General features: G+C 44.3%; 19 protein-coding genes. 4 read left to right on the top strand and 15 right to left on the bottom strand.

From position 1 onward, the window contains the following. Positions 1–2: 2 nt before the first annotated feature. The 13 genes from ISX59_RS15565 to ISX59_RS15505 all read right to left on the bottom strand — a co-directional run bounded on the left by ISX59_RS15565 (position 3) and on the right by ISX59_RS15505 (position 13,679). Complete coding sequence (locus tag ISX59_RS15565) at positions 3–479, bottom strand: DUF456 domain-containing protein (protein ID WP_005780197.1); 477 nt, start codon at positions 477–479, stop codon at positions 3–5. Between the two features lie 4 nt (positions 480–483). Next, entirely contained in the window at positions 484–828 is a 345-nt protein-coding gene (locus ISX59_RS15560) for a hypothetical protein (protein WP_005823389.1), read from the bottom strand. Then, complete coding sequence (locus ISX59_RS15555) at positions 825–1,040, bottom strand: sulfurtransferase TusA family protein (RefSeq protein WP_005807358.1); 216 nt, start codon at positions 1,038–1,040, stop codon at positions 825–827. The genes ISX59_RS15560 and ISX59_RS15555 overlap by 4 nt, the downstream gene beginning before the upstream one ends. Continuing rightward, on the bottom strand, positions 1,037–1,357 hold the full coding sequence (locus ISX59_RS15550; RefSeq protein ID WP_005780191.1) for a hypothetical protein: 321 nt from the start codon (positions 1,355–1,357) through the stop codon (positions 1,037–1,039). The genes ISX59_RS15555 and ISX59_RS15550 overlap by 4 nt, the downstream gene beginning before the upstream one ends. Positions 1,358–1,523: 166 nt before the next feature. Further along, positions 1,524–1,925, bottom strand: coding sequence for a hypothetical protein (locus ISX59_RS15545; protein WP_005807355.1), 402 nt, complete (start codon positions 1,923–1,925; stop codon positions 1,524–1,526). A gap of 314 nt (positions 1,926–2,239) precedes the next feature. Then, entirely contained in the window at positions 2,240–5,149 is a 2,910-nt protein-coding gene (locus ISX59_RS15540; RefSeq protein ID WP_220576045.1) for a xanthan lyase, read from the bottom strand. Positions 5,150–5,250: 101 nt separating this feature from the next. Further along, positions 5,251–5,973 carry a tyrosine-protein phosphatase gene (locus ISX59_RS15535; RefSeq protein ID WP_005823386.1) on the bottom strand — a complete coding sequence of 241 codons (723 nt, stop codon included), beginning with the start codon at positions 5,971–5,973 and terminating at the stop codon, positions 5,251–5,253. 90 nt (positions 5,974–6,063) lie between these two features. Beyond that, positions 6,064–8,055 (bottom strand): glucosamine-6-phosphate deaminase, encoded by a 1,992-nt coding sequence (locus tag ISX59_RS15530; protein WP_005780179.1) that lies wholly within the window; start codon positions 8,053–8,055, stop codon positions 6,064–6,066. A gap of 252 nt (positions 8,056–8,307) precedes the next feature. Then, a complete protein-coding gene (gene nagA / locus ISX59_RS15525) occupies positions 8,308–9,474 on the bottom strand; it encodes an N-acetylglucosamine-6-phosphate deacetylase (RefSeq protein ID WP_005780176.1) in 1,167 nt (388 codons plus the stop codon). 137 nt (positions 9,475–9,611) lie between these two features. Then, positions 9,612–10,382 (bottom strand): amidohydrolase, encoded by a 771-nt coding sequence (locus tag ISX59_RS15520; RefSeq protein ID WP_005780174.1) that lies wholly within the window; start codon positions 10,380–10,382, stop codon positions 9,612–9,614. 3 nt (positions 10,383–10,385) lie between these two features. Beyond that, positions 10,386–10,943, bottom strand: a complete 558-nt coding sequence (locus ISX59_RS15515; protein WP_005780170.1) for a 1-acyl-sn-glycerol-3-phosphate acyltransferase — start codon at positions 10,941–10,943, stop codon at positions 10,386–10,388. Between the two features lie 2 nt (positions 10,944–10,945). Continuing rightward, complete coding sequence (locus tag ISX59_RS15510; RefSeq protein ID WP_005780168.1) at positions 10,946–11,215, bottom strand: hypothetical protein; 270 nt, start codon at positions 11,213–11,215, stop codon at positions 10,946–10,948. A 253-nt stretch (positions 11,216–11,468) separates the two neighbouring features. Continuing rightward, positions 11,469–13,679 (bottom strand): patatin-like phospholipase family protein, encoded by a 2,211-nt coding sequence (locus tag ISX59_RS15505; RefSeq protein ID WP_005807345.1) that lies wholly within the window; start codon positions 13,677–13,679, stop codon positions 11,469–11,471. Between the two features lie 322 nt (positions 13,680–14,001). Here ISX59_RS15505 and ISX59_RS15500 point away from each other — a divergent pair, with 322 nt between their 5' ends. From ISX59_RS15500 to ISX59_RS15490, 3 genes are all read left to right on the top strand, one after another. After that, entirely contained in the window at positions 14,002–15,165 is a 1,164-nt protein-coding gene (locus ISX59_RS15500) for an efflux RND transporter periplasmic adaptor subunit (RefSeq protein ID WP_022012436.1), read from the top strand. A gap of 72 nt (positions 15,166–15,237) precedes the next feature. Then, positions 15,238–18,384, top strand: coding sequence for an efflux RND transporter permease subunit (locus ISX59_RS15495; RefSeq protein ID WP_005780162.1), 3,147 nt, complete (start codon positions 15,238–15,240; stop codon positions 18,382–18,384). A gap of 3 nt (positions 18,385–18,387) precedes the next feature. Continuing rightward, positions 18,388–19,764 carry an efflux transporter outer membrane subunit gene (locus tag ISX59_RS15490; protein WP_005780160.1) on the top strand — a complete coding sequence of 459 codons (1,377 nt, stop codon included), beginning with the start codon at positions 18,388–18,390 and terminating at the stop codon, positions 19,762–19,764. A gap of 17 nt (positions 19,765–19,781) precedes the next feature. Here the strand turns inward: ISX59_RS15490 and ISX59_RS15485 are convergent, their stop codons facing one another. Together ISX59_RS15485 and ISX59_RS15480 are read right to left on the bottom strand one after the other, a co-directional pair. Continuing rightward, positions 19,782–20,330, bottom strand: coding sequence for an RNA polymerase sigma-70 factor (locus ISX59_RS15485; protein ID WP_005780158.1), 549 nt, complete (start codon positions 20,328–20,330; stop codon positions 19,782–19,784). 190 nt (positions 20,331–20,520) lie between these two features. After that, on the bottom strand, positions 20,521–20,760 hold the full coding sequence (locus ISX59_RS15480) for a hypothetical protein (RefSeq protein ID WP_022012434.1): 240 nt from the start codon (positions 20,758–20,760) through the stop codon (positions 20,521–20,523). 350 nt (positions 20,761–21,110) lie between these two features. Between ISX59_RS15480 and ISX59_RS15475 the strand changes: the two genes are divergently transcribed. Continuing rightward, the gene (locus ISX59_RS15475) at positions 21,111–21,701 is read left to right on the top strand and encodes a FecR family protein (protein ID WP_005807339.1); all 591 of its coding nucleotides are present in this window, start codon (positions 21,111–21,113) and stop codon (positions 21,699–21,701) included. Positions 21,702–21,732: the final 31 nt, after the last annotated feature.

Here is a 21,732-nt window from a genome sequence, read left to right as displayed (position 1 = left end):
TGCTATACGAGGGCACGGATAAAGCAGAAGATGAACCAACCACATACGGCCACCTTCAGCACAGTACCCAACAGAAAACCTGCAAATGCTCCGAATCCGGCTTTCAGGGCGTATTTGGTCTCTTTACCGCCCAGCAATTCGCCTGCTACTGCACCTGCAAACGGACCGATGAATACCCCCCAGGGAGGAAACAGGAAAATACCGGCAAAGGTACCGATGATACATCCCCATTTACCCCATGAAGTACCTCCGAGCCTTTTCACTCCAAACATTGGAATGAAATAGTCGAGTATTTGTATCAGTACCACAATGAACAGCCAAAGGAACAGTTGCGGAATAGTGAAGGAAACTTTATCGGTGAAGTGTAGACATACCAATGCCAGATAGGCAACAGGAGGTCCCGGCAACATGGGGACAATACATCCGGCCAATCCGACAAGCAGGCAGATACTGCCCAAAATAATCAGGAATAAATTCATGCGCTCAGCCGATTCTTTTAATAATAGCAATGAATTCCTCGTTGGTCATTCCGAAGTCTTGCTCACGATAGTTCACGAAATCCTCCAGATAGTCGCTGGCTATGGTTTCAAGAACTTCCTTACCGTTAAGTCCTTCTTCATCAAGCATAAAACGGATCATACCCTGATAGGCATGAATCGTTTTTAAGCGCTGTTCGGCTCCGGCTACTCCCATCATTTGACAATGATGCTCGTTGCGGGCAATAAGATAAACGGTAGCGTAGAACTTTTCTGCGCTACCGAATGTATTTTTTATTTTTTTGATTGCCGTTACCGGCCATTTCTTTATTTGATTTTGTACTTCGCTCATAAGATAGTAAACTGTAAAGTCATCCGCTCTCCATCATATATTTCGCGGAATCCGATACCTTGTTCTGATAAATATTCCTTAAGATCCTGAAATGCGGCTACCTGATCCGTTACAATCTCCATCTTGTCACCGGAACTGGCATTACACATCGCTTTTATGGCCGGAATCAATGGGCTATAGTTTGTCATTCCGCAGGTATCAATGGTAATCATACTTCCTCCTCTTCTTCTGCTTCCTGCTTCGATAGCCAGGTGAGATAAAGTTTGATGAGTTGCTGCAACCCGAATGCTTTCATATTATTGTGATAAATCACGTCTATGCAGAGGTCGAGCAGGTCCTTACTGTCTTCTTCCTGACTTGCTATCAGCGAACGTATATTCAGTTTCAGCTTCTCCAGAACGGCTTCATCTACAATGCCATTGCTGTCTATCAGATGCTGGAATAGAGAGTATTTTTCGATGGTTACCAAATTCTCTTCAGATATTTCCATGCTGCGTGTACCGCTCGGATTTGCTTGTATTGTGTACATAGTGTTTTTATTTTAATAGTTATTATTAGGAGCAAAGATAGAATTTAAAATGAAGAATGGAGTATGCAGCAGGGATTTTTTTTGATGAATTCATATTTTCATAGAATTCCCTCCGTGAGCAGACATGCTCACGGAGGGAACCTTATGACTGTTTATCCGTCAATTGTCAAGGCCATGGCTGAACAATAATCTGAATGGTTTGCCGTCCTAATGGGGGCTGCCCCGGATTGAGCGGATTGTACCATTTCATATTAACCTGATATCTTCCTGCCAAAACTCCTCTGATGCGCAGAATAATCATGGAGCCAAGTACGTATGACGCTTCCTGTTCTATGCCTTCCGGCGGGTTGTCGCATTCCCATACCATTGCTCCAAACATGGGATATGGAATTTCAGCTATTTCGCCCACATGAAGAAAGACCTGGCTTGGCAGTGGGGGAGGCGGAACATGAGGAGGTGGAATATCTTGTTCGATTCCTTCCACCTTTAAAATCGGAACGTTCACGGAAGGGCTGTATGCATAAGCTACGCCTCTACAAAGTAGCATGACTACTACTAAAAAAAACATTTTTGTTTTCATAATTATAAAAAATTGGTTCATCTAAAATGCCACAAATGATTATCCAACCATAAATAATCAGATTAGAAGACTCTATTATGAAATTAGAAAAAGATAAGATGGCAAAAACAGTAATGGTAATGGGACAACCGAATGATGACAGGAACAAAAACGATAGCAGCCATTATGTCAGATGGCAGTAAGTCTTAAAATAAATTCACGTAAATAACAGACATTATGACAGTTTTGTCTGCAAAGAACAAGTTCTTTGCAGACAAAAGACTAATACCCAATGCCGGGACATAACCATGTTTATTGAAAGTTTATTTTTCTCCGAAGAATTTTAGTATTGCTGCCATTACTGTGGCACGGTCCGTTTCGCTTTCAATGCTTTCGAATGGGAATCCCATTGCGAATACCCGATAATCTCCTTTATAGGCAATTCCGGCACTGCGTTGCCCGGGTTGATATGCGAATACCGGGAAAGCAGAACCTACCGGCACAATGCAGTCGGGAGCAGTTACCGCATAAGACTTTTCGTTAAGCAAGCGGGGAATCTGTATGGTACGTCCCAGGCCCGTGATCTGTCCGGAACGGGTATCACTTAATGAACTCTGATAGCCGTATTTCAGTACAGTCTCTGTGAATTCTCGGTTACCTTGCGAATTACTCATGTCGCTGCCTATATAGGATCCGCTGACAAGCAGGTTTCCTCCTGACTGGCAATAAGCTGTCAGTAAGCGCTGCATAGGTGAAGAGAATGTTTTATAATACGTTTTGCGGGCCGGATCACTTTGGATATCATCTTTCTCCAGGCCCAGAATGAAATCTACGATCGGATAGTGTTCCAGTTGGACACGTCCGTTTTCAACGGCTTCGTCACTGCATGAAACGAAACTGTAGTTTCCGGCAGCCTGAATCGCTTTGCCATGTATAAATGGATAGTCGAAGGTATTCCCGGCAATTTTCATTCCTTCCAGTTCGCCGCCGCTATAACCCAGGCTCCCTTTTCCTTCTTTTCCGGCTTGAGAGCGATCAAAGTCTGTTTGTGCTCCGCAAAACGAAATATTATATTGGTAGGCGACACCGGGATCTTGTTCCAGATCAAAGCCTGCTTCATCCGGTGTGTCAATAACTGCCGGTCCGCTTAACCGATTGAAACCGTTAATGATAAGCACTTTTCCGTGTTCTCGCTTGGCTTTGTAGGCCGCCAGAATTTCAGACGGGAAACTTTCTCCTCCCCGGTTGACAGCCGTAACCTTAAATGAATAAACCAGGCCCGGTTCTATTTTTAGAGAGTACGAAGGCTTGTCCACACGTACCCCGTTGTCGAAACCACCATATCCGATGCGGGTGTATACTATATACTCACGAGGACGGGCAGTGGGTTCCGATGGATCATTCTCTCCCTGCCATGAAAGTTCCAGAGTATTTTTCTTTTTACCGAATCCGATGGCAAAGTTGCTTACGGGAAGTGGTTGTACCACATACTCTTTGTTGTGCTGGCTGCTGACAAATTGCAGTACGGCTTTATAAATGGCGCGTCCTACGGTAAACTTGAAATTCGGATCGTGTCCGAGTTTCATGTCGGCAAAGTTCTGGTGCGACAGTAACTCGATGATGGTGGATGGGGTGGCAGGCAGGCGGGTCTCGCTGTAATTGCGGTCCCACATGCTGCGTCGGGTCCATTGTATATTAAAGTTGGCACGAATATCCTTTTGTATTTGGGTAAGCATGAGGTCGGCCAGATCCCGCGAAGCATATCGGTTATTTCCCGAGTTGAGCAGTCCGTTATTGAAGTTGGTTGTATAGATGCCGAGTGACCCTACTATATCGCCCGTTTTACTGTATCCGGCATCACTGTGCAGTGCCACATTCATTTCTAACGGTACACCCAATCCTTTCTGTACGGGATTGAATACGGAGCCCCCCGACAGATAATTGATGGTGTTGGAGCGTGCATTGATGTCGTCTGCATAATCGTTTTCTCCCTGTTTTCCTCCGTAAACGTCATAAGGCATTCCTGCCCATTGGGCGGAATAACGCGCACCCTCCAGATAGCGGGGTAATCCGCTCACTGTAGTACCCCGGACAATGTTTCCCATTCCTCCGCCGAAACGTACGGCGTCGGCACAGACAACTCCGCTTTCATTGCTTTCATTGCTCAGTACCACCATGCCGTAATCATTGCTGCCTTTGTCAAACTCAAATGTACCAAGGTATACCCATGTGCCACTGCCTATCTTCTGGTTGACTTTGAATTCCGTTACACCACCTTTGTGAAATACCAGATACTTGGCGTCACTAACGCTATTGGGGAGTGTTTGGTAAGATACATATACCGCATAATTTCCCGCTTCGGGAATGGTAGGGATCCATTCGGCGAATGCCTTATTCTTTTTCTTTTCTGTACGGGTGAAGCGTGCGGTACCTGTCAGGAAGGGATTTTCTCCATCTTTGTAGACAGATTTTCTTTGTGCGAATCCATAACCGTTTGTTTGATTCCAACGGGCCTTGCGGCTTTTCATTTCCAGATAGATGGAACCGTTTCGGGTGTCATTGTCTACAATCACTTCATTTTTCTGAGTATCCCGTTCACGCGGAGTATAAACATTACCTCCGGCGTTTTCAAGCATGGGAATGACATAAGGCAGGATGAAAGATTGCGTGAATAAGTCTTCTGTGGTACAGAACAGTCGTGGACGTTGCCAACTCCATTCGCCTTTATCGTTTTTGAAATATTTGCCATGGCTTTGCCAGAGGGAGATGTGACGGTTTTGCAGTCCTTTGGTTACTTCATAGGGGCGGGAAACATTTTTTACCCAAGGTGCTCCTTTGTATTCCGCATTCGAGAGTCGCGACTTATCTTTCTTTTTCCCACGAAAGAAGTTGGGGACTAACTCTTCGATGGGTTGGTCGTTGACATAAACCGTGGTTCGGAAAAAGCGTACGGGACCCGGAAGTAACTCTGCTATCTGATGGTAGATTTCATCTACTGTTTCCGGTAGAAAGGGCTGATAAGCAAAACTTTCGGAAGCATAGATGGATAGTTTTTTACCTTCAAAGTCAATATCTACGCTTTTTAACTTACTACTTCCGGTATTGGCAGATGCCGGGATGTAAGTCTCAAAGTAATTGCTAAGCCGTTCTTTTACGCTCTTTTCAATTTCTTGCGCAAATAAGATACCTGTGCCCGTAAGAAGCAACAGGAGGAGTATACATAGTTTTTTCATATATTCGGTTGAGTAATAGTCCGGGTACAAAAATAGAAGAAATAAATGAAAAACCGGTGATCCCGATAAGTCATTAGCAATTCAGACTGGTAATGAACCGTTTATTCGGTATACAATGCCCTTAGTCTGTCGATATCTGCTCCTAATTGGTTTCTCAGGAAGTTCTCCAGGCCTTGGTAATCGGAATCGATAGTCTGGAAGGCTGCTTCCAGATATTCCTTACGCACGGTGGTAAGAGGCGCGAATTCGGGATGGGCCTGTACGATCGCATCGTATTTGCCTTTTAGGTATTCGGCAGACAGCATATAATCTTCCATAATCACTTTTCTGTCTACACCCAATGCTCCCAATAATAATGCGGCGGCAATACCGGTACGGTCTTTTCCGGCCGAACAGTGAAATAAAAGAGGAGTGTTCCGTTCTTCCGAAACAATCCGGAAAAACTCCCGGTAAGTATCCTGGGCATTTTGGATGATATAGACGTATGCCTGTTCAAGTATTTTCGGAATGTTGTTCAGGTTGAAGTGAGCCATGTCGGTCATGTCACCGGCTTCGATGGACAGAGGAATGTATTGCGTTACCGTTGCCGGTATTCTGTCTGCTGCCACTTTCTTTTCCTGTATACTTCTGAAGTCAATATCCGTACGGATGGATAAAGAGGCAAGATAGGCCAGGTCGGATTCTGTCAGTTTATTGAGATCGCCCGAACGGATAAATGTTTTCCACTTTACGTGTTTATGGCCTGCTGCGGGATAACCTCCCAAGTCGCGCATATTATATGCTCCCTCGACAGGGAGAAGACGGAGATATTCTTCTTGTTTCATGTATGATTTGTCTTTTTATTAAAGAAAAGAAGAGTGAAGAGTTTCAAACTCCTCACTCTTCTTTATTTTTATTTCACTAATAAGCTCTGATTATAGTGGAATGTATTCCACAAATGCTTCCATTGCTTCGTAAGAGGCCAATCCCAAGCTGTCGTAAAGAGCTGCGGTACCCCGGTTACGGTCTTCGCTACGTTGCCAGAACAGGCGTTCGTCATTACCCAGGAACGGAGCACTTTCCATCTGGGACTGGTGCTTCAGGATGGAGTTACGTTTTGCACGCAATTCTTCCGGACTGATAGGCACAGCCATTTCGATGTTTTCAATTTCCCATTCGGCCCATGCACCACGATACATCCAGATACGGCAATCTTTCAACCATTCGGCTCCTTCTTCTTTTTCAAGGTCTACAGCAGCAAATACGGCATCTGTACACACACGGTGTGTGCCGTGCGGGTCAGCGAGGTCACCGGCTACAAAAATCTGGTGAGGTTTCACTTCACGGAGCAGATTGCGGACGATTTCTACGTCAGCCTCGCTGATCGGATTTTTCTGGATTTTACCGGTTTCATAGAAAGGCAGATCCAGGAAGTGACAACGTTCCAGTGGGATATTATTATAGGTACAAGCTGTACGTGCTTCGCCACGACGAATCAAGCCTTTGATGGTCAGGATATCGCGTGTATCCATATCACCGTCTTTCTTATCCTTCAGGAATTTACGGATTTCGGCATATTTTTCACTGATCACCTGATCTTCACTGTTTATAAAGATTTGGTTGAATCCGTTGATGAAATGCATGAAACGAACTACTTCCTCATCACCTACGGCAATGTTTCCGGAAGTCTGATATGCTACATGGACTTCATGTTTCTGTTCTACCAGACGGCGAATCGTACCTCCCATGGAGATCACGTCATCATCGGGGTGTGGAGAAAATACGACAACCCGTTTCGGATACGGTTTGGCACGTTCGGGACGATAGGTGTCGTCTGCCTTCGGTTTGCCACCCGGCCATCCGGTGATGGTGTGCTGCAGATCGTTGAATATCTTGATATTTACGTTATAAGCAGATCCGAATAGGGCAAGCAGTTCGCTCAGTCCGTTTTCGTTATAGTCTTTGTTGGTCAGTTTCAGGATTGGTTTTCCGGTCAACTGGCACAACCATACAATAGCACTGCGGATCAGTTTATCGTTCCATTCGCAAGAGGTGACCAGCCATGGACGCTGAATACGTGTCAGGTTGGAAGCTGCCGACAAGTCGATGGCTACATGTGCATTGTTGTGAGTCTGTAAATAAGATGCCGGAATGGTATCTGTTACATTACCTTCCACACACTCTTTCACCATGTGCGCCTTTTCTTCACCCCATGCCAGCAGATAGATTTTCTTTGCTGCCAGAATAGTGGCCACACCCATTGTAATGGAACTGATTGGCGTATTATCAATGGTTCCGAATATTTTGGATGCTTCATTGCGTGATCCGCTGTCCAGCAAAATCAATCGGGTGGTAGAATTCAGGCGTGAACCCGGTTCGTTGAAAGCGATATTACCTACGCGGCCGATGCCCAGTAAGGCGATATCGATACCGCCGAAACTCTCGATGCGCTGTTCGTACAGGCGGCAGTATTCAAAGATGGTATCTTTAGCGATCGTACCATCCGGAGTGAAGATATTCTGCTTGTCAATATCAACGTGATCGAGGAACATCTCTTTCAATGCGTTGAAATTGCTGTTGATAGCGTCTTGGGACAATGGATAGTATTCGTACATATTGAATACGATTACATTACGGAAACTGAGTCCCTCTTCTTTGTGCATGCGAATCAATTCGGTGTATACGCTGCGTGGTGAATTTCCACCCGGCAATGCCAGTACGCAGAAACGTCCTGCTTTTTGTTTATCGCGAATGACCTGTGCTATTTCGCAAGCGATATGATTTGCACCTTCTTCCACAGACTCATAAATATCTGTAGGAATTTTCTCTAATCGGGTTAATACCGATCTCTCGAATGCATTCTCCGGTCTATAATACCTGGGGGAGACCCTGTTGAGTGTAATCTGAGAACTAAGATTTGTCTTCATAAGTTTGTTATTAATTAAGTTTGACTGAGTCTTTGTCGTTATCGGAAACTCTGAACAAATATATATAAAAACAATCAACTATGCGATAAGGTTGACAGGGAATTTAAATTAAAATCTTTTTTTACCTATAAATGGGGAGGAGGGGAGTGATAAAACGATGAAGGTTAAACGATAAACGGTGGACAATGAACAGGCTGCGTTATAATGGTCTGTTCATTGTTCACCGTTTATGTTCAAAAAACGTCTATTCGATTAAAACAGCGTATTGGTTTCAGGCACCAGCTTACCCATGGCCCATACGGCTCTTACGTTGAGGTCCTCATCGAGTACCAGGATATCGGCATCTTTGCCTTTTTGCAAGGAACCCTTACGGTCGTATACACCCATGATACGTGCCGGGGTTTCGGAAGCCATACGGACTGCGTCTTCCAATGGAATTTCTGCTTTCTGTACGACGGTACGAATCAGGCGGTCCATTGTGGCAATACTTCCTGCCAAAGCAGAATGGTCGGCCAACTTACATACTCCGTCTTCGATAATAACACGCGGGTCGAAAGCTTCTTTGCTGTCACTGTCGGCGCAAGCAAGGGCATCTGTAATCAGGCAGGTTCTTTCTACACCTTTTATTTTATATACAAGTCTCAGGATAGTAGGAGGTACATGGATTCCATCGGCTACTACTTCTACGGTCATATCATCCAACAGATAAATACTTTCGACTGTACCTTCATACTTGTATTCTCTGCGCTTGTGGAAACCGGGCATTGCATTGTAGAAGTGGGTGGCATGGGTATATCCGGCTTCATATGCCGTACGGATGTCTTCAAATTCGGCTTGTGTATGTGCCACGGAAGGGAGAATGCCTTTGGCAGCAATATATTTTCCGAACTGCATGGCTCCCGGAAGTTCCGGAGCGGCGTCCCAGCGCTTGATGCAATGATACTGTTCTACGATCGGAATATATTCATTCGGATCAGGGTTCTTGATGTTCTCGGGAATTTGTCCTCCTGCCATTTTCATGTTCAGGTAATGACCTTCAAGGTGCAGTCCCAGAATAGGGCTGTTTTTCTCTTCCATCAGTTTGGTGCAGGTTTCAGCAGCTTGCTGGATCATGGGGACTGTAGATGATGAAAGTGTAGGAAAGATACTTGTAGTGCCATGTTTCATGTGAGTATGGACCGCTGCCCGGAAGGCATCTTCCGTGCATTCCATAAAGTCGCGGCCTCCACCACCATGCACGTGGATTTCTACCCCACCGGGAACTACATACATACCTTTGACGTCAATAAGTTCAGCTCCGATAACGGCCAGATCGCAGTTTGTGACTTCTAAAATCTTATTGTCTCTGATAAGCACGGAACCGTCTTTCATCCATCCTTGGGGGGTGAGTATACGTGCGTTAATTAATTGGGTTAACATTCGTGTTATGAGTTAAATTAGGGTTTGTTTTTTGGTACAATAAATTGATTGTCTGGCAAAATTAGATACTTTTTTGCATTTATATACTATAATTCAAGAGATATTTTTATTAAATGTGGAAATTATGTCCTGTAGATTTAATAAAGGAGAAAAGAGTCTGCGTCTTTCCAGCTGGGGAATTTATGGCGAAAGGCAGTGAGGGTTTCTATATCAAGTTCGATGGTTTGTATCTTTTCTTCTGAGTCGGGAGTCCCTGTCAGTATCTCGCCTTTAGGACTATACAAGGCTGAATATCCCGGATAGTGAAGTCCGTTGCCGTCTCGTCCTGTACGGTTCACACCGCATACGTAACATTGGTTCTCGATAGCGCGTGCGCAAAGTAGTGTATTCCATGCATGGATGCGTGGAGTAGGCCAACTGGCTATGTAAATAAGAAGGTCGTATTCGTTGTTTATATTCCGGCTCCAGACAGGAAAGCGAAGATCATAACAGACCTGAAGGCAGATATTCCAGCCCCGATAGGGGACGATCACCCTCCGGTTGCCTGCCGAAAAGTGTTCAGTTTCGCATCCCATGCGGAAGAGATGGCGTTTGTCATAGTAAAATTCCTGACCGTCCGGAGTAATCAGAAAGGCCCGGTTATAATAAGCACCTGCTTCTTCGCAGATGAAACTTCCGACCAATGCGAACTGAAACTCTGCGGCATACCCTTTGAGGGTCCGGATGGTGAAACCGGAAATCGGTTCGGCCAATGTCCGGCTGTTCATGCTGAATCCCGTTGTGAACATCTCCGGTAAAACAACAATCTCCGTTGTTCCGCGAAGAGGAAGTAGCTTTTCGCGGAGCAAACGGAGATTTTCCTGTTTATTTTCCCAGATAATATCTGTTTGTACAATCGAGATTTTCATAAATCATTCAACGTCTCCAATGGAGAAGTTTTCAGGGTGTTTCCCTTTGAAATCTTTGAAATAAAGTTTTATTTCACGCATGTCCTTGTCAATATCTCCACTTGGCATGACTGCTTTAGTCGACGTAATGGTCTTGGTTGTATAGTCGATGCCGACCAGGACAATGGGTACCTGTGCTTTGAGCGCAATGTAATAGAAACCTTTTTTCCAGTTGGGGTTGCGTTTACGCGTTCCTTCGGGAGTAATAGCGAGGTGAAACTTTTTGCTGGTATTGAAGTGATGAACCATTTGCTCTACCAATGAGGTCTTGCGACTACGATCTACAGGAATACCTCCTACAGCTCTGAAAAGCAGCCCTAAAGGAAAAAAGAACCATTCTTTTTTCATCATGAAACTGGTCTTTCCTCCCATGGCACCGTAAAATAGTTTACCAATAAACAAATCTAAATTAGTGGTATGGGGAGCTGCGCAAACTACACATTTATCATATTTGGGTACTGTCACGTTCATCTTCCATCCCAGCAGGCGATAGTAAATAAAGCTATATATTGCTTTTTTCATTCTTAGTTCAGTTTCGCGATGGCATCAATGATTTCGTTTACTTTTGCATTGAAGTCTACACGGAATTTTTTGTAGAATCCTTTCACATTTCCAGGTTCGGTGTGGCTGATACGGCTGATAAATTCATCCTGCATTTTCAGGATTTCCGCCATCAGTTCGTCAGCTTTTGCTTTATCTGTACCCGGTACGAACATGCTGTTGATCAAACACTCTGAAAATAATTCACCTGCGATATAGTTTACGTTCTTTTTAAGTTCTCTTCTCTTTGCCATAATTCTAAATGTTTTATGTGAGTATATAGAAAATATTTTCGGTAAAGATAACGACTTTCTTCGGTTCTGAGTAATAAATTTGAAATAATTAAATAATTCCGTGCTATGTCTGTCTTGTTGTTTGGTGGTTACAGGCGCATTTTAGCAGAGGGTGTAGCCATCCGTATGCCGGGGCTACACCCTATTGGCGGGAGGGCTACACCCTTTACCTCGTGGGGCTACACCCCCTGCCGGAAGAAAGAGGTTGGTATTGTCAGAAAGAAAATCCCAGGTTTACGTAAAATCCTACGTCCTTGGATTGGTTGGAATACCCCAATGATGCTTCTAATGGACCGAACATGCTGTCCAGCCCATATCCGATGCTACAACCGTAAATCCGGTTGCCCTTCAGGATCTTGAAAAAATTATCGTCACTCAAGGCAAAGTTTCCGGCTAACGTTATATAATGTTTGCTACCCATGCGTTGGCGCAGCTTTAGAGAAGCCACGGCAACGGAATTGTGCGTTAATTCTATATTGTAAATTCCGGCGAACGGGAGTTGCTGGGGCAAATAACGTCCGAACACGTCACTTCCCAACGCATTCTCGTAGGCATAAGGAATTTCCTGCCCGATCAGTACTCTGCCGTAAATAGCCGGGATCAGGGCCAGACGGTTGCTGACAGAGAACACACTTTCCCAGGAGGCACTGAGTGCGGAGAAGGGGGCATGTCCGTTATATCGGGCGAAGTTGTCCGTATACAATGAATAAGCACCGGAGAAGTTGCTGCCTTTGGATGGGAAGTATCCTTTGTCGAAGGTGTTGTAACGTAACTGCGCAAAATAACTGATGAAGTATTCGGAGTTGACATCCATTGTAAATTCCGGTTTCTTGAAAAGGAAATCTTTGTATTTGAAATACTCGATTCGTGCGCCGAATCCAAACCGGAGATTTTTATACCACACATCCGAAAATCCGAATTCACCCAGATGATATTTATAAGTTGTGTTGTAGGCACGGTCGCCATGATCATAAATGTTGATGTCATTGTACTGGAACATGTACGAGAAATTGATGTTTCTTTGTTGCATGGGTTCCAGGGTATAATCTACCCGGGCCATGTATCGTTTGCCCAGTCGTCCGGTGACAGAAACTTTGGAAGGAATGTGGGTCTTTAATTGTGCTGTGGCATTTATCAATAGCGAAGCTATCTCTTCCGAGTCGAAGCGGAGACCTACATTGATGGTTTTCTCATACTTTTTCTCTAACAGGAAGGTTAAATTATAGCCTTCAGGGGTATTGGTTAACGTGTAACTGGCGTTTGAGTAAGATTGGTTCCCGCGCAGAATGAATAGTGCTTGTTCAATCTGTCGCATGCTGATTTCACTGTTTTCTTGCAATTTGCATTTTTTCATTAACCACTTCTTGTCGTTTTCTTCTACATCAGAGAAAGTAATTTCCTTCACTGGCAAAGTCCGGGTGCTTGAAAATAAGGTATAAGGACCATGTGACTCGGGTTTGAAAGTGTCTGCAATACCGATTTTCTTTTTAAGAGCGAGCAGGGAGTTCCATTGCTTACGAGCTGCCTCTTCTCCTCGGTGCATCAGAGAATCAATGGCCGAAGGGGTAAAACTGGCCGAAGAATATCCCTCAACGTTCACCTTTATATAGGTATCGGTCAGGCTGATATTTTTTTGATGATTGTTTTTGGTCGTCAGGTCAATGATTTGGGAGAGTATGTCCGGAGCACTGTTAAGTTTGTCGATCCCTTTCAAGTTGTTTTGCACATCTACACCGATGATAACATCGGCGCCCATCGATTTGGCTACATCTACGGGATAATTATTAATCATGCCGCCGTCAATCAGAATCATGCTATCCTTGCGCACAGGTGTGAACACTCCGGGAATCGCCATGCTGGCTCGCATTGCTGTGGCAAGCACTCCATTGTGGAATACAATCTGTTCGCCATTTACGATGTTTTGTGATACGCACGCAAAGGGGATAGGCAGTTTGTTGAAATCAACGGAGTCATGATAGCCTACTGTCAGTTCCGTAAATAGGTTGGCCAGATTCTGTCCCTTTATGATTCCACCGGAAACGGCGTCTTTGGGGCTTTTGGTAAAGGGGAATGAAAAGACATATTTTTCTGATTTTTCGCGTTCGTTGAGTGACATGGCACTACGCTTTACACGATCACTGAGTAAAAACATCCAGTCTTGTTTGCGTACCATACTGTCCAGTTGATGCGGAGTATATCCGATGGAGTATAATCCACCGATTATGGATCCCATACTGGTGCCTACTATATAATCGATTGGGATGCCGGCTTCTTCAATGACTTTCAGAGCCTGGATATGTGCTACCCCTTTCGCACCTCCTCCGCTGAGTACCACTCCGACTTTTTTACGTTGCTGTGCCATAGCGGGCAATGCCAGAAAAAAAGCCGGTAACAGAACTAATATCAGTGACAAATGTTTTTTCATTATAGTGTTATTTTTATGAATGCACTACAAATTTATATTATTATTTGGTAAGTAAGTAGTGAATGACACTAAAAGTGCAAGTTATGGAACTTATGCAGAAAAGAATTATCTTTGTGACCCTTTTGTGGAATAATTCCCCAATCAGGGACACAATTCCACACTTTGGATAAACGGCAGTTATGTTCGGAAGATCACTAAAACAGCTTCTTCAGGGCATTGGAGAGAGCTTTTTAGTTAAAAAGATATATTCGGGACATAGTTTGGTATCTGATTTGTAAAGTAGCTAAGAAAGGATAAGTTAATTTTAATAATACAAACAAGCATGAGACTATTTTTAACGAGAAAAGAGCTGAAACTAAGGAGAAAAAGAACAATAGTGGGCATCGTCTGTTTGGCTTTGGTGGTAGGCATTTACTGGGTTCTGACGCGGCCACATAAAGCAAAGCCGGAGATACCTACTGTGATTGTAGAACCGGCAGAAAGGGACAATGTAGAGATTTTCGGAGAGTATGTGGGGCGTATACGTGCACAACAGTTTGTCGAAGTTCGGGCGCGGGTGGAAGGATATCTGGAAAGTATGCTTTTTGCCGAAGGAACGTATGTGAATAAAAATCAGGTGCTGTTTGTGATCAATCAGGATCAGTATCGTGCCAAAGCAGATAAGGCACGGGCACAATTGAAAAAAGATGAAGCACAAGCATTGAAGGCAAAACGGGATTTGGAACGTATCAAGCCGTTGTATGCGCAAAATGCGGCCAGTCAGTTGGATCTGGATAATGCGGAGGCAGCTTATGAAAGTGCGGTGGCGACCGTCGCTATGAGCGAGGCAGATCTGGCACAGGCCGAGTTGGAACTGGGTTATACATTGGTTCGTTCTCCGCTGTCGGGTCATATCAGTGAGCGTAACGTGGACTTGGGAACTCTGGTGGGACCGGGTGGTAAATCGCTGTTGGCTACAGTTGTGAAAAGTGACACTGTACTGGTAGATTTCAGTATGACTGCTCTGGATTATTTGAAGAGCAAAGAACGCAATATTAATATCGGGCAACAGGACTCTTCTCGTTCCTGGCAGCCGAACATCACTATTACATTGGCGGACAATACGGTGTATCCTTACAAGGGATATGTGGATTTTGCCGAACCTCAGGTAGATCCCCAGACAGGTACTTTTTCAGTCCGGGCAGAGATGCCGAATCCGAAGCAGGTGTTGCTTCCGGGACAGTTCACAAAGGTAAAGCTGTTGCTGGATGTACGCGAAGGAGCGATTGTGGTGCCGCACAAGGCGGTAACTATTGAGAAGGGTGGAGCCTATATCTATACCATGCGCAGAGATTCGACGGTAGAGAAACGATTTATAGAGCTGGGACCTGAATTTGGCAATAAACTTGTAGTGGAGAGAGGATTGGCCGCAGGCGAAGAAGTGGTAATAGAAGGATATCACAAACTGACGCCGGGAATGAAGGTGAGGGCAAGTGTGGATAAATAAGAACGTATAATTTAAAAGAAACTCTTCCTCCCTCTCTCGTTGGGAGAGGGGTGGGATGAGGCCTTATAGAATATGAAAGTTAGTTTTTTTATAGATAGACCTGTTTTCTCGATCGTTATCTCGATACTGATTGTCATTATCGGCATCATTGGTCTGACCATGTTGCCTGTCGACCAGTATCCTCAGATCACTCCTCCGGTAGTGAAGATCAGTGCTTCTTATCCGGGAGCCAGCGCATTGACGGTTTCACAGGCAGTGGCAACTCCTATCGAGCAGGAGATTAACGGAACACCGGGTATGCTTTATATGGAGTCGAACAGTTCCAATTCCGGAGGATTTTCGGCAACGGTTACTTTTGATGTTTCTGCCGATCCGGATTTGGCGGCCGTAGAAATCCAGAACCGTGTGAAACTGGCGGAAAGCCGTTTGCCGGCTGAAGTTATTCAGAACGGTATCTCCGTAGAGAAGCAGGCACCCAGCCAGTTGATGACCCTTACGCTGATGTCGTCTGATCCGAAGTTCGACGAAATTTATTTGAGTAACTTTGCCACGATCAATGTACTCGATGTAATCCGTCGTATTCCGGGAGTGGGACGTGTTTCGAATATCGGTAGCCGTTACTATGCCATGCAGATATGGGCGGAACCGGATAAACTGGCAAACTTCGGACTGACTGTACAGGATTTACAGAATGCGCTGAAAGATCAGAACCGTGAGTCGGCTGCAGGTGTACTTGGTCAGCAGCCGGTGAAGGGACTCGATGTAACGATTCCTATCACTACACAAGGACGTCTTTCTACTGTAGAGCAATTTGAGAACATTGTGATCCGTGCCAATACGAATGGTTCTATCATCCGTTTGCGTGACGTGGCACGGGTTTCTCTCGAAGCTTCTTCATACAGTACGGAGAGTGGGATCAATGGCAAGAATGCTGCCGTTCTGGGCATTTATATGCTTCCGGGCGCTAACGCGATGGAAGTTGCAAAAAGTGTCAAGGAAGCGATGGATGAAATCAGCAAGAACTTCCCGGAGGGGTTGAGCTATGAGGTGCCATTCGATATGACGACTTATATTTCCGAGTCCATTCATGAAGTATACAAAACCCTGTTTGAGGCGCTGGTTCTTGTGGTGCTCGTCGTTTATCTCTCTTTGCAGAGCTGGCGGGCTACGTTGATCCCGATAGTTGCCGTTCCTATTTCATTGATCGGTACGTTCGGTTTCATGTTGATCTTTGGCTTTTCGCTGAATATATTGACATTGTTGGGGCTGATTCTTGCTATCGGTATTGTAGTGGATGATGCCATTGTCGTGGTGGAAAACGTGGAGCGTATTATGGAGGAAGAGAAACTTTCACCGTACGAAGCTACGAAGAAAGCCATGAACGGATTGGCGGGTGCGTTGATTGCCACTTCTCTGGTGCTTTGTGCGGTGTTTGTTCCGGTGAGCTTCCTCAGCGGTATTACGGGGCAGCTTTACCGTCAGTTCACTATTACTATTGCTGTATCCGTACTGATTTCTACTGTAGTGGCGTTGACGCTGAGTCCGGTCATGTGTTCGTTGATTCTGAAACCGGATAACGGTAAAAAGAAGAACATTGTTTTCCGCAAAATCAACCACTGGTTGAACGTGGGCAATCATAAGTACGTAGTCGCTATCCGCCGGGTAATTGGTAATCCGCGTCGTGTATTGGCCGGTTTCGGGGTGGTGCTGATCGGTATTCTGTTGATTCACCGTCTGATTCCGACAAGTTTCCTTCCGGTGGAAGACCAAGGCTATTTCAAGATAGAATTGGAGTTGCCCGAAGGTGCTACGCTGGAGCGTACCCGGGAGGTAACGGATCGTGCCATCACTTATCTGGAAAAGAATCCGTATATAGCGTATGTACAGAATGTGACCGGAAGCAGTCCCCGTGTGGGCAGCAACCAGGCACGGAGTGAGTTAACCGTAATTTTGAAGCCGTGGGAAGACCGCAAGAATACTTCGATAGACGAGATTATGACAAACGTTCGTCGCGATCTGAGTGAGTATCCGGAATGTAAGGTTTATCTCTCCACTCCTCCTGTCATTCCCGGTTTGGGAACCTCGGGTGGGTTCGAAATGCAACTCGAAGCGCGTGGTGAAGCTACTTTCGATAATTTGGTGCAGGCGGCGGATACTTTGATGTATTACGCTTCCCAACGCAAGGAACTGACAGGACTTTCCTCTTCACTTCAGTCGGATATCCCACAACTCTACTTCGATGTAGACCGTGATAAAGTAAAGATGCTTGGTGTGCCTCTGGCGGATGTTTTCTCAACCATGAAAGCCTATACGGGATCGGTCTATGTGAACGACTTCAATATGTTCAACCGTATTTATAAGGTATACATTCAGGCTGAAGCACCCTATAGGGAACATAAAGACAATATCAACCTGTTTTTTGTGAAGGCCTCTAATGGAGCGATGATCCCGCTGACTTCTCTGGGTAATGCATCGTATACCACCGGCCCGGGTAGCATTAAACGTTTTAATATGTTTACCACTGCTGTTTTTCGTGGTGAGGCGGCGCAGGGCTATAGTTCCGGTCAGGCTATGGAGATTATGGAGCAGATTGCACGTGACCATCTGCCTGATAATATCGGCCTGGAATGGAGTGGTCTCTCTTATCAAGAGAAAAAGGCAGGTGGGCAGACCGGATTGGTACTGGCATTAGTGTTCCTTTTTGTATTTCTCTTCCTGGCTGCACAGTATGAAAGCTGGACAGTGCCCATTGCCGTATTGCTTTCGCTGCCGGTAGCCGCTTTGGGGGCTTATCTGGGGGTATGGATTTGCGGACTGGAAAATGATGTCTATTTCCAGATCGGATTGGTGATGCTTGTCGGATTGGCGGCCAAGAATGCCATCTTGATTGTAGAGTTTGCGAAAGTACAGGTGGACCGGGGAGGTGATCTGGTGCAATCAGCCATCCATGCGGCACAATTGCGTTTCCGCCCCATCTTGATGACTTCGCTCGCGTTTGTACTGGGTATGCTTCCGATGGTGTTGGCAACCGGTCCCGGTTCGGCAAGCCGTGCGGCCATCGGTACGGGAGTATTCTTCGGAATGATTTTTGCCATTGTAGTGGGCATTATCCTTGTTCCGTTCTTCTTCGTACTGGTCTATAAAACAAAAGCAAAACTGAGAAATGTGCCGAATGTGAACGTGAAGTTACCGTTCAAGTCTAAAAAGAAAATTGATTGAATTATGAAAAGAAGCTATTTATATATTACTCTCTTACTAACTGCATTTACCCTGGGTTCTTGCAAGATAGGAAAAAGTTATGTCCGTCCCGACCTTAACTTGCCCGATAGTCTGGCACAGCATCAGGATACCCTGAGCTTCGGAGATAGGGAATGGTGGCAGATTTATACTGACAGTACCCTCCGGAGCCTGATAGACCGGGCACTGGAGCATAACAAAGATATGTTGATAGCCGCTGCCCGTGTCAAGGAAATGGCAGCTCAAAAACGCATTTCGACAGCAAATCTGTTGCCGGATATTAAAGGTACGGTGACTGCTGAACGGGAAAACGAAAACCATGGTGGAGATGCTTTCAAACGTAGCGATACTTTCGAGGCGCAACTTCTTTTCTCCTGGGAGCTCGACCTTTGGGGAAATCTTCGTTGGGCACGTTCCGCCAGCATTGCCGAGTATCTTCAGTCCGTTGAGGCACAACGCGCTCTTCGGATGACTATTGTAGCTGAAGTGGCTCAGGCATACTATGAACTGGTGGCTCTTGATACCGAACTGGACATTGTCCGTCAAACGTTGAAGGCACGTGAAGAGGGGATGCGCCTTGCCCGTATCCGCTTTGAAGGGGGATTGACTTCCGAGACTTCTTATCGCCAGTCGCAGGTAGAGTTGGCACGTACTGCTACGTTGGTACCCGATCTGGAGCGTAAAATCTCGTTGAAAGAGAATGATATAGCTTTCCTTGCCGGTGAGTATCCCAATAAGATTACACGTAGCCGCTTGTTGCAGGAGTTCAATTTTCCGCAGGAATTACCTGTCGGTTTGCCTTCAGGACTGCTTGAACGCCGTCCTGACATTCGTCAGGCTGAACAGAAATTGATTGCCGCCAATGCCCGGGTAGGGGTGGCCTATACAAATATGTTTCCACGCATTTCACTTACCGGCAGGGTAGGATCGGAGAGCACTGCACTTTCCGAGCTGTTGAAGTCGCCTTATAGTATAATGGAGGGTGCTTTGCTTACACCAATTTTTGGCTGGGGTAAAAATCGTGCTGCCCTCAAAGCTAAGAAAGCTGCTTACGAGGCTGAAGTGCACAGCTACGAAAAGTCTGTCCTGACCGCTTTCAAAGAGACTCGGAACGCGATTGTGAACTTTAATAAAATCAAGGAAGTATATGATCTTCGTGCCAAATTGGAACGTTCGGCTAAGAGTTACGTAGATCTGGCGCAATTGCAATATATCAATGGAGTGACGAATTATCTCGATGTACTCGATGCCCAGCGTGGATATTTCGATGCCCAGATCGGACTTAGCAATGCGATGCGGGATGAACTGATTGCTGTGGTACAGGTGTATAAGGCACTGGGAGGTGGATGGCAGATAAAATAATGGAATCCCGATTTTAGTCACGCTCCCATGAACAGCATGAAAAGATTAAGATTCTTTTTTAGAAATCTCAGAGCCAGGTTGATATGCCGCTCTATTGCTTTTTCGGTAATAGAAAAATGTTCTGCTATTTCTTTGTTGCTCATGTGCAGCTCCCTGCTCATACGGAATACTTCTTGTTGGCGGGGAGGAAGTTGCATGACAAGTTCATCGATGTATTTCTTTAAGTCAGCGGCATCCAGTTCTCCTTCCATATCATAAGATTCCTCGACTGCTTGTATCGCAGTTATTTTGAGGGCTGTTTCTTTATAGTATCTACGTGAATGATTGAATATAACATTCCGGGTTATGATAAAGAGATAGCCCTCAAAACTTTTGTTTTCATCTAAAAAATGGTGAGATTCCCATACTTTCACAAATACTTCCTGCACAATCTCCTCAATGTCCATTGAAGCGGTGAAATAAAGCTTTGTGAAATTATAGACCTGTTTCCAGTAATGATTGTATAAAAAAGCAAATGCTTCCTGATCGCCATGCTTTAATTTCCTGACTGTTTCTTTCTCTTGCATCTGTTTTAGTAATTAGAGGTGCAAAAGTAATCTTTTTGTTCTAAATAGATGCAGTTTCTACAAGAATATTAAAAAATAACATATTTTGTTTAATTGATATTATGTTATGATAGCTGTATTGTCTTATTATATGGACTTAATAGAATAATGTATCCACTTATTATATAAATAAAATAATAGCAACATATATTTATTGGATAAGTTCTAAAGGAACTATTCTTTTGTGAACTTTTTTGCATCTGTTCTCGATCTTATTCCATATCTGATTTCCAATCTCTGTATCTACCGGATTATTTTTGTTTTCATTCCATTGTTTTCTCATTTGTTTCTTTATCAAATTCGAATGATAGAGCTTTTTACGTCCTTTTTTGTCTAATCGATCTGATAATAGTTTTTTGATCAGATCGATTTCCTTGTTGTTTTTATCCATTTCTTAAATCTATTTTGTGTTATCTAAAACTAAATACACAACAGACCTGCTTACCACCACATGTGAATTATAACTTTTTAATTGAAAATCGTCTCTGATGATATCGATAGCATACATATCTTGGTTTTTTATGGATGTTAATTTATTGTTTTATAGTGATATATGTGGTTTTTGTCCGGTAATAATAATTGCTTGTTTTTTTATGTGTAATAACGTTAGTTCCTTTAGAACTATGGTATATCGCTGCTTCTGTAGCTCTTGTTCTGATCGTGGGTGGACTTTGGATGTACTCTAATACGGGTAGAACTCAAATAGAGAAATATATTGAATTTACGGCACAAGAAAGCAGAATGTATCTATTGCCGGATAGTTCGAAAGTATGGATGCAGCCGGGGAGCTCCATACGTTTTGCCGAAAACTTTAAAGAATGCAGGGATGTATGGCTGAAAGGCAATTCACTTTTTGAAGTTCGCAAGAATTCGGGTAGTAAATTCAGAGTATACATTGATAAAGCATTTATCGAAGTGAAAGGAACCTGCTTTCTGATAAAACAGAATAACCCTAATGCGAATGAAATTACACTATTTAATGGGAGTATTGAATTTAATATAGAATCCACCCATGATAAAATAGCAATGAAACCACTCCAGGAATTAGTGTATAATCCTGTTAGTGCAAGAACTCAGCTGAGGCGGATAGAAAACATAGAATGGCAAAACGGGCGCTATAACTTTACCCAATTTAATTTGGAACACTTAACCCGTATTATGAATCAAATGTATGGCTCTCATATCACCATTAGCGACAAAGTGAATAAAAATTGTGCTTTCACCGGAAGTATCCGCTATGATGAATCTTTGGAAGACGTTATTGATAAAATCTGTTTTAGCCTGAATCTTAGAAGCAAAGAAATGAATGAAGGAATTCTTATTTACAACTAATATTTATTAACCCAATGTTAAATCTAAAAAT

Source organism: Bacteroides sp. FSHCM14E1 (assembly GCF_019633785.1).
GTDB classification, from domain to species: domain Bacteria; phylum Bacteroidota; class Bacteroidia; order Bacteroidales; family Bacteroidaceae; genus Bacteroides; species Bacteroides hominis.
Note: the sequence above shows the minus strand (reverse complement) of the source record. Positions and strands in the feature narration are given on the sequence as shown.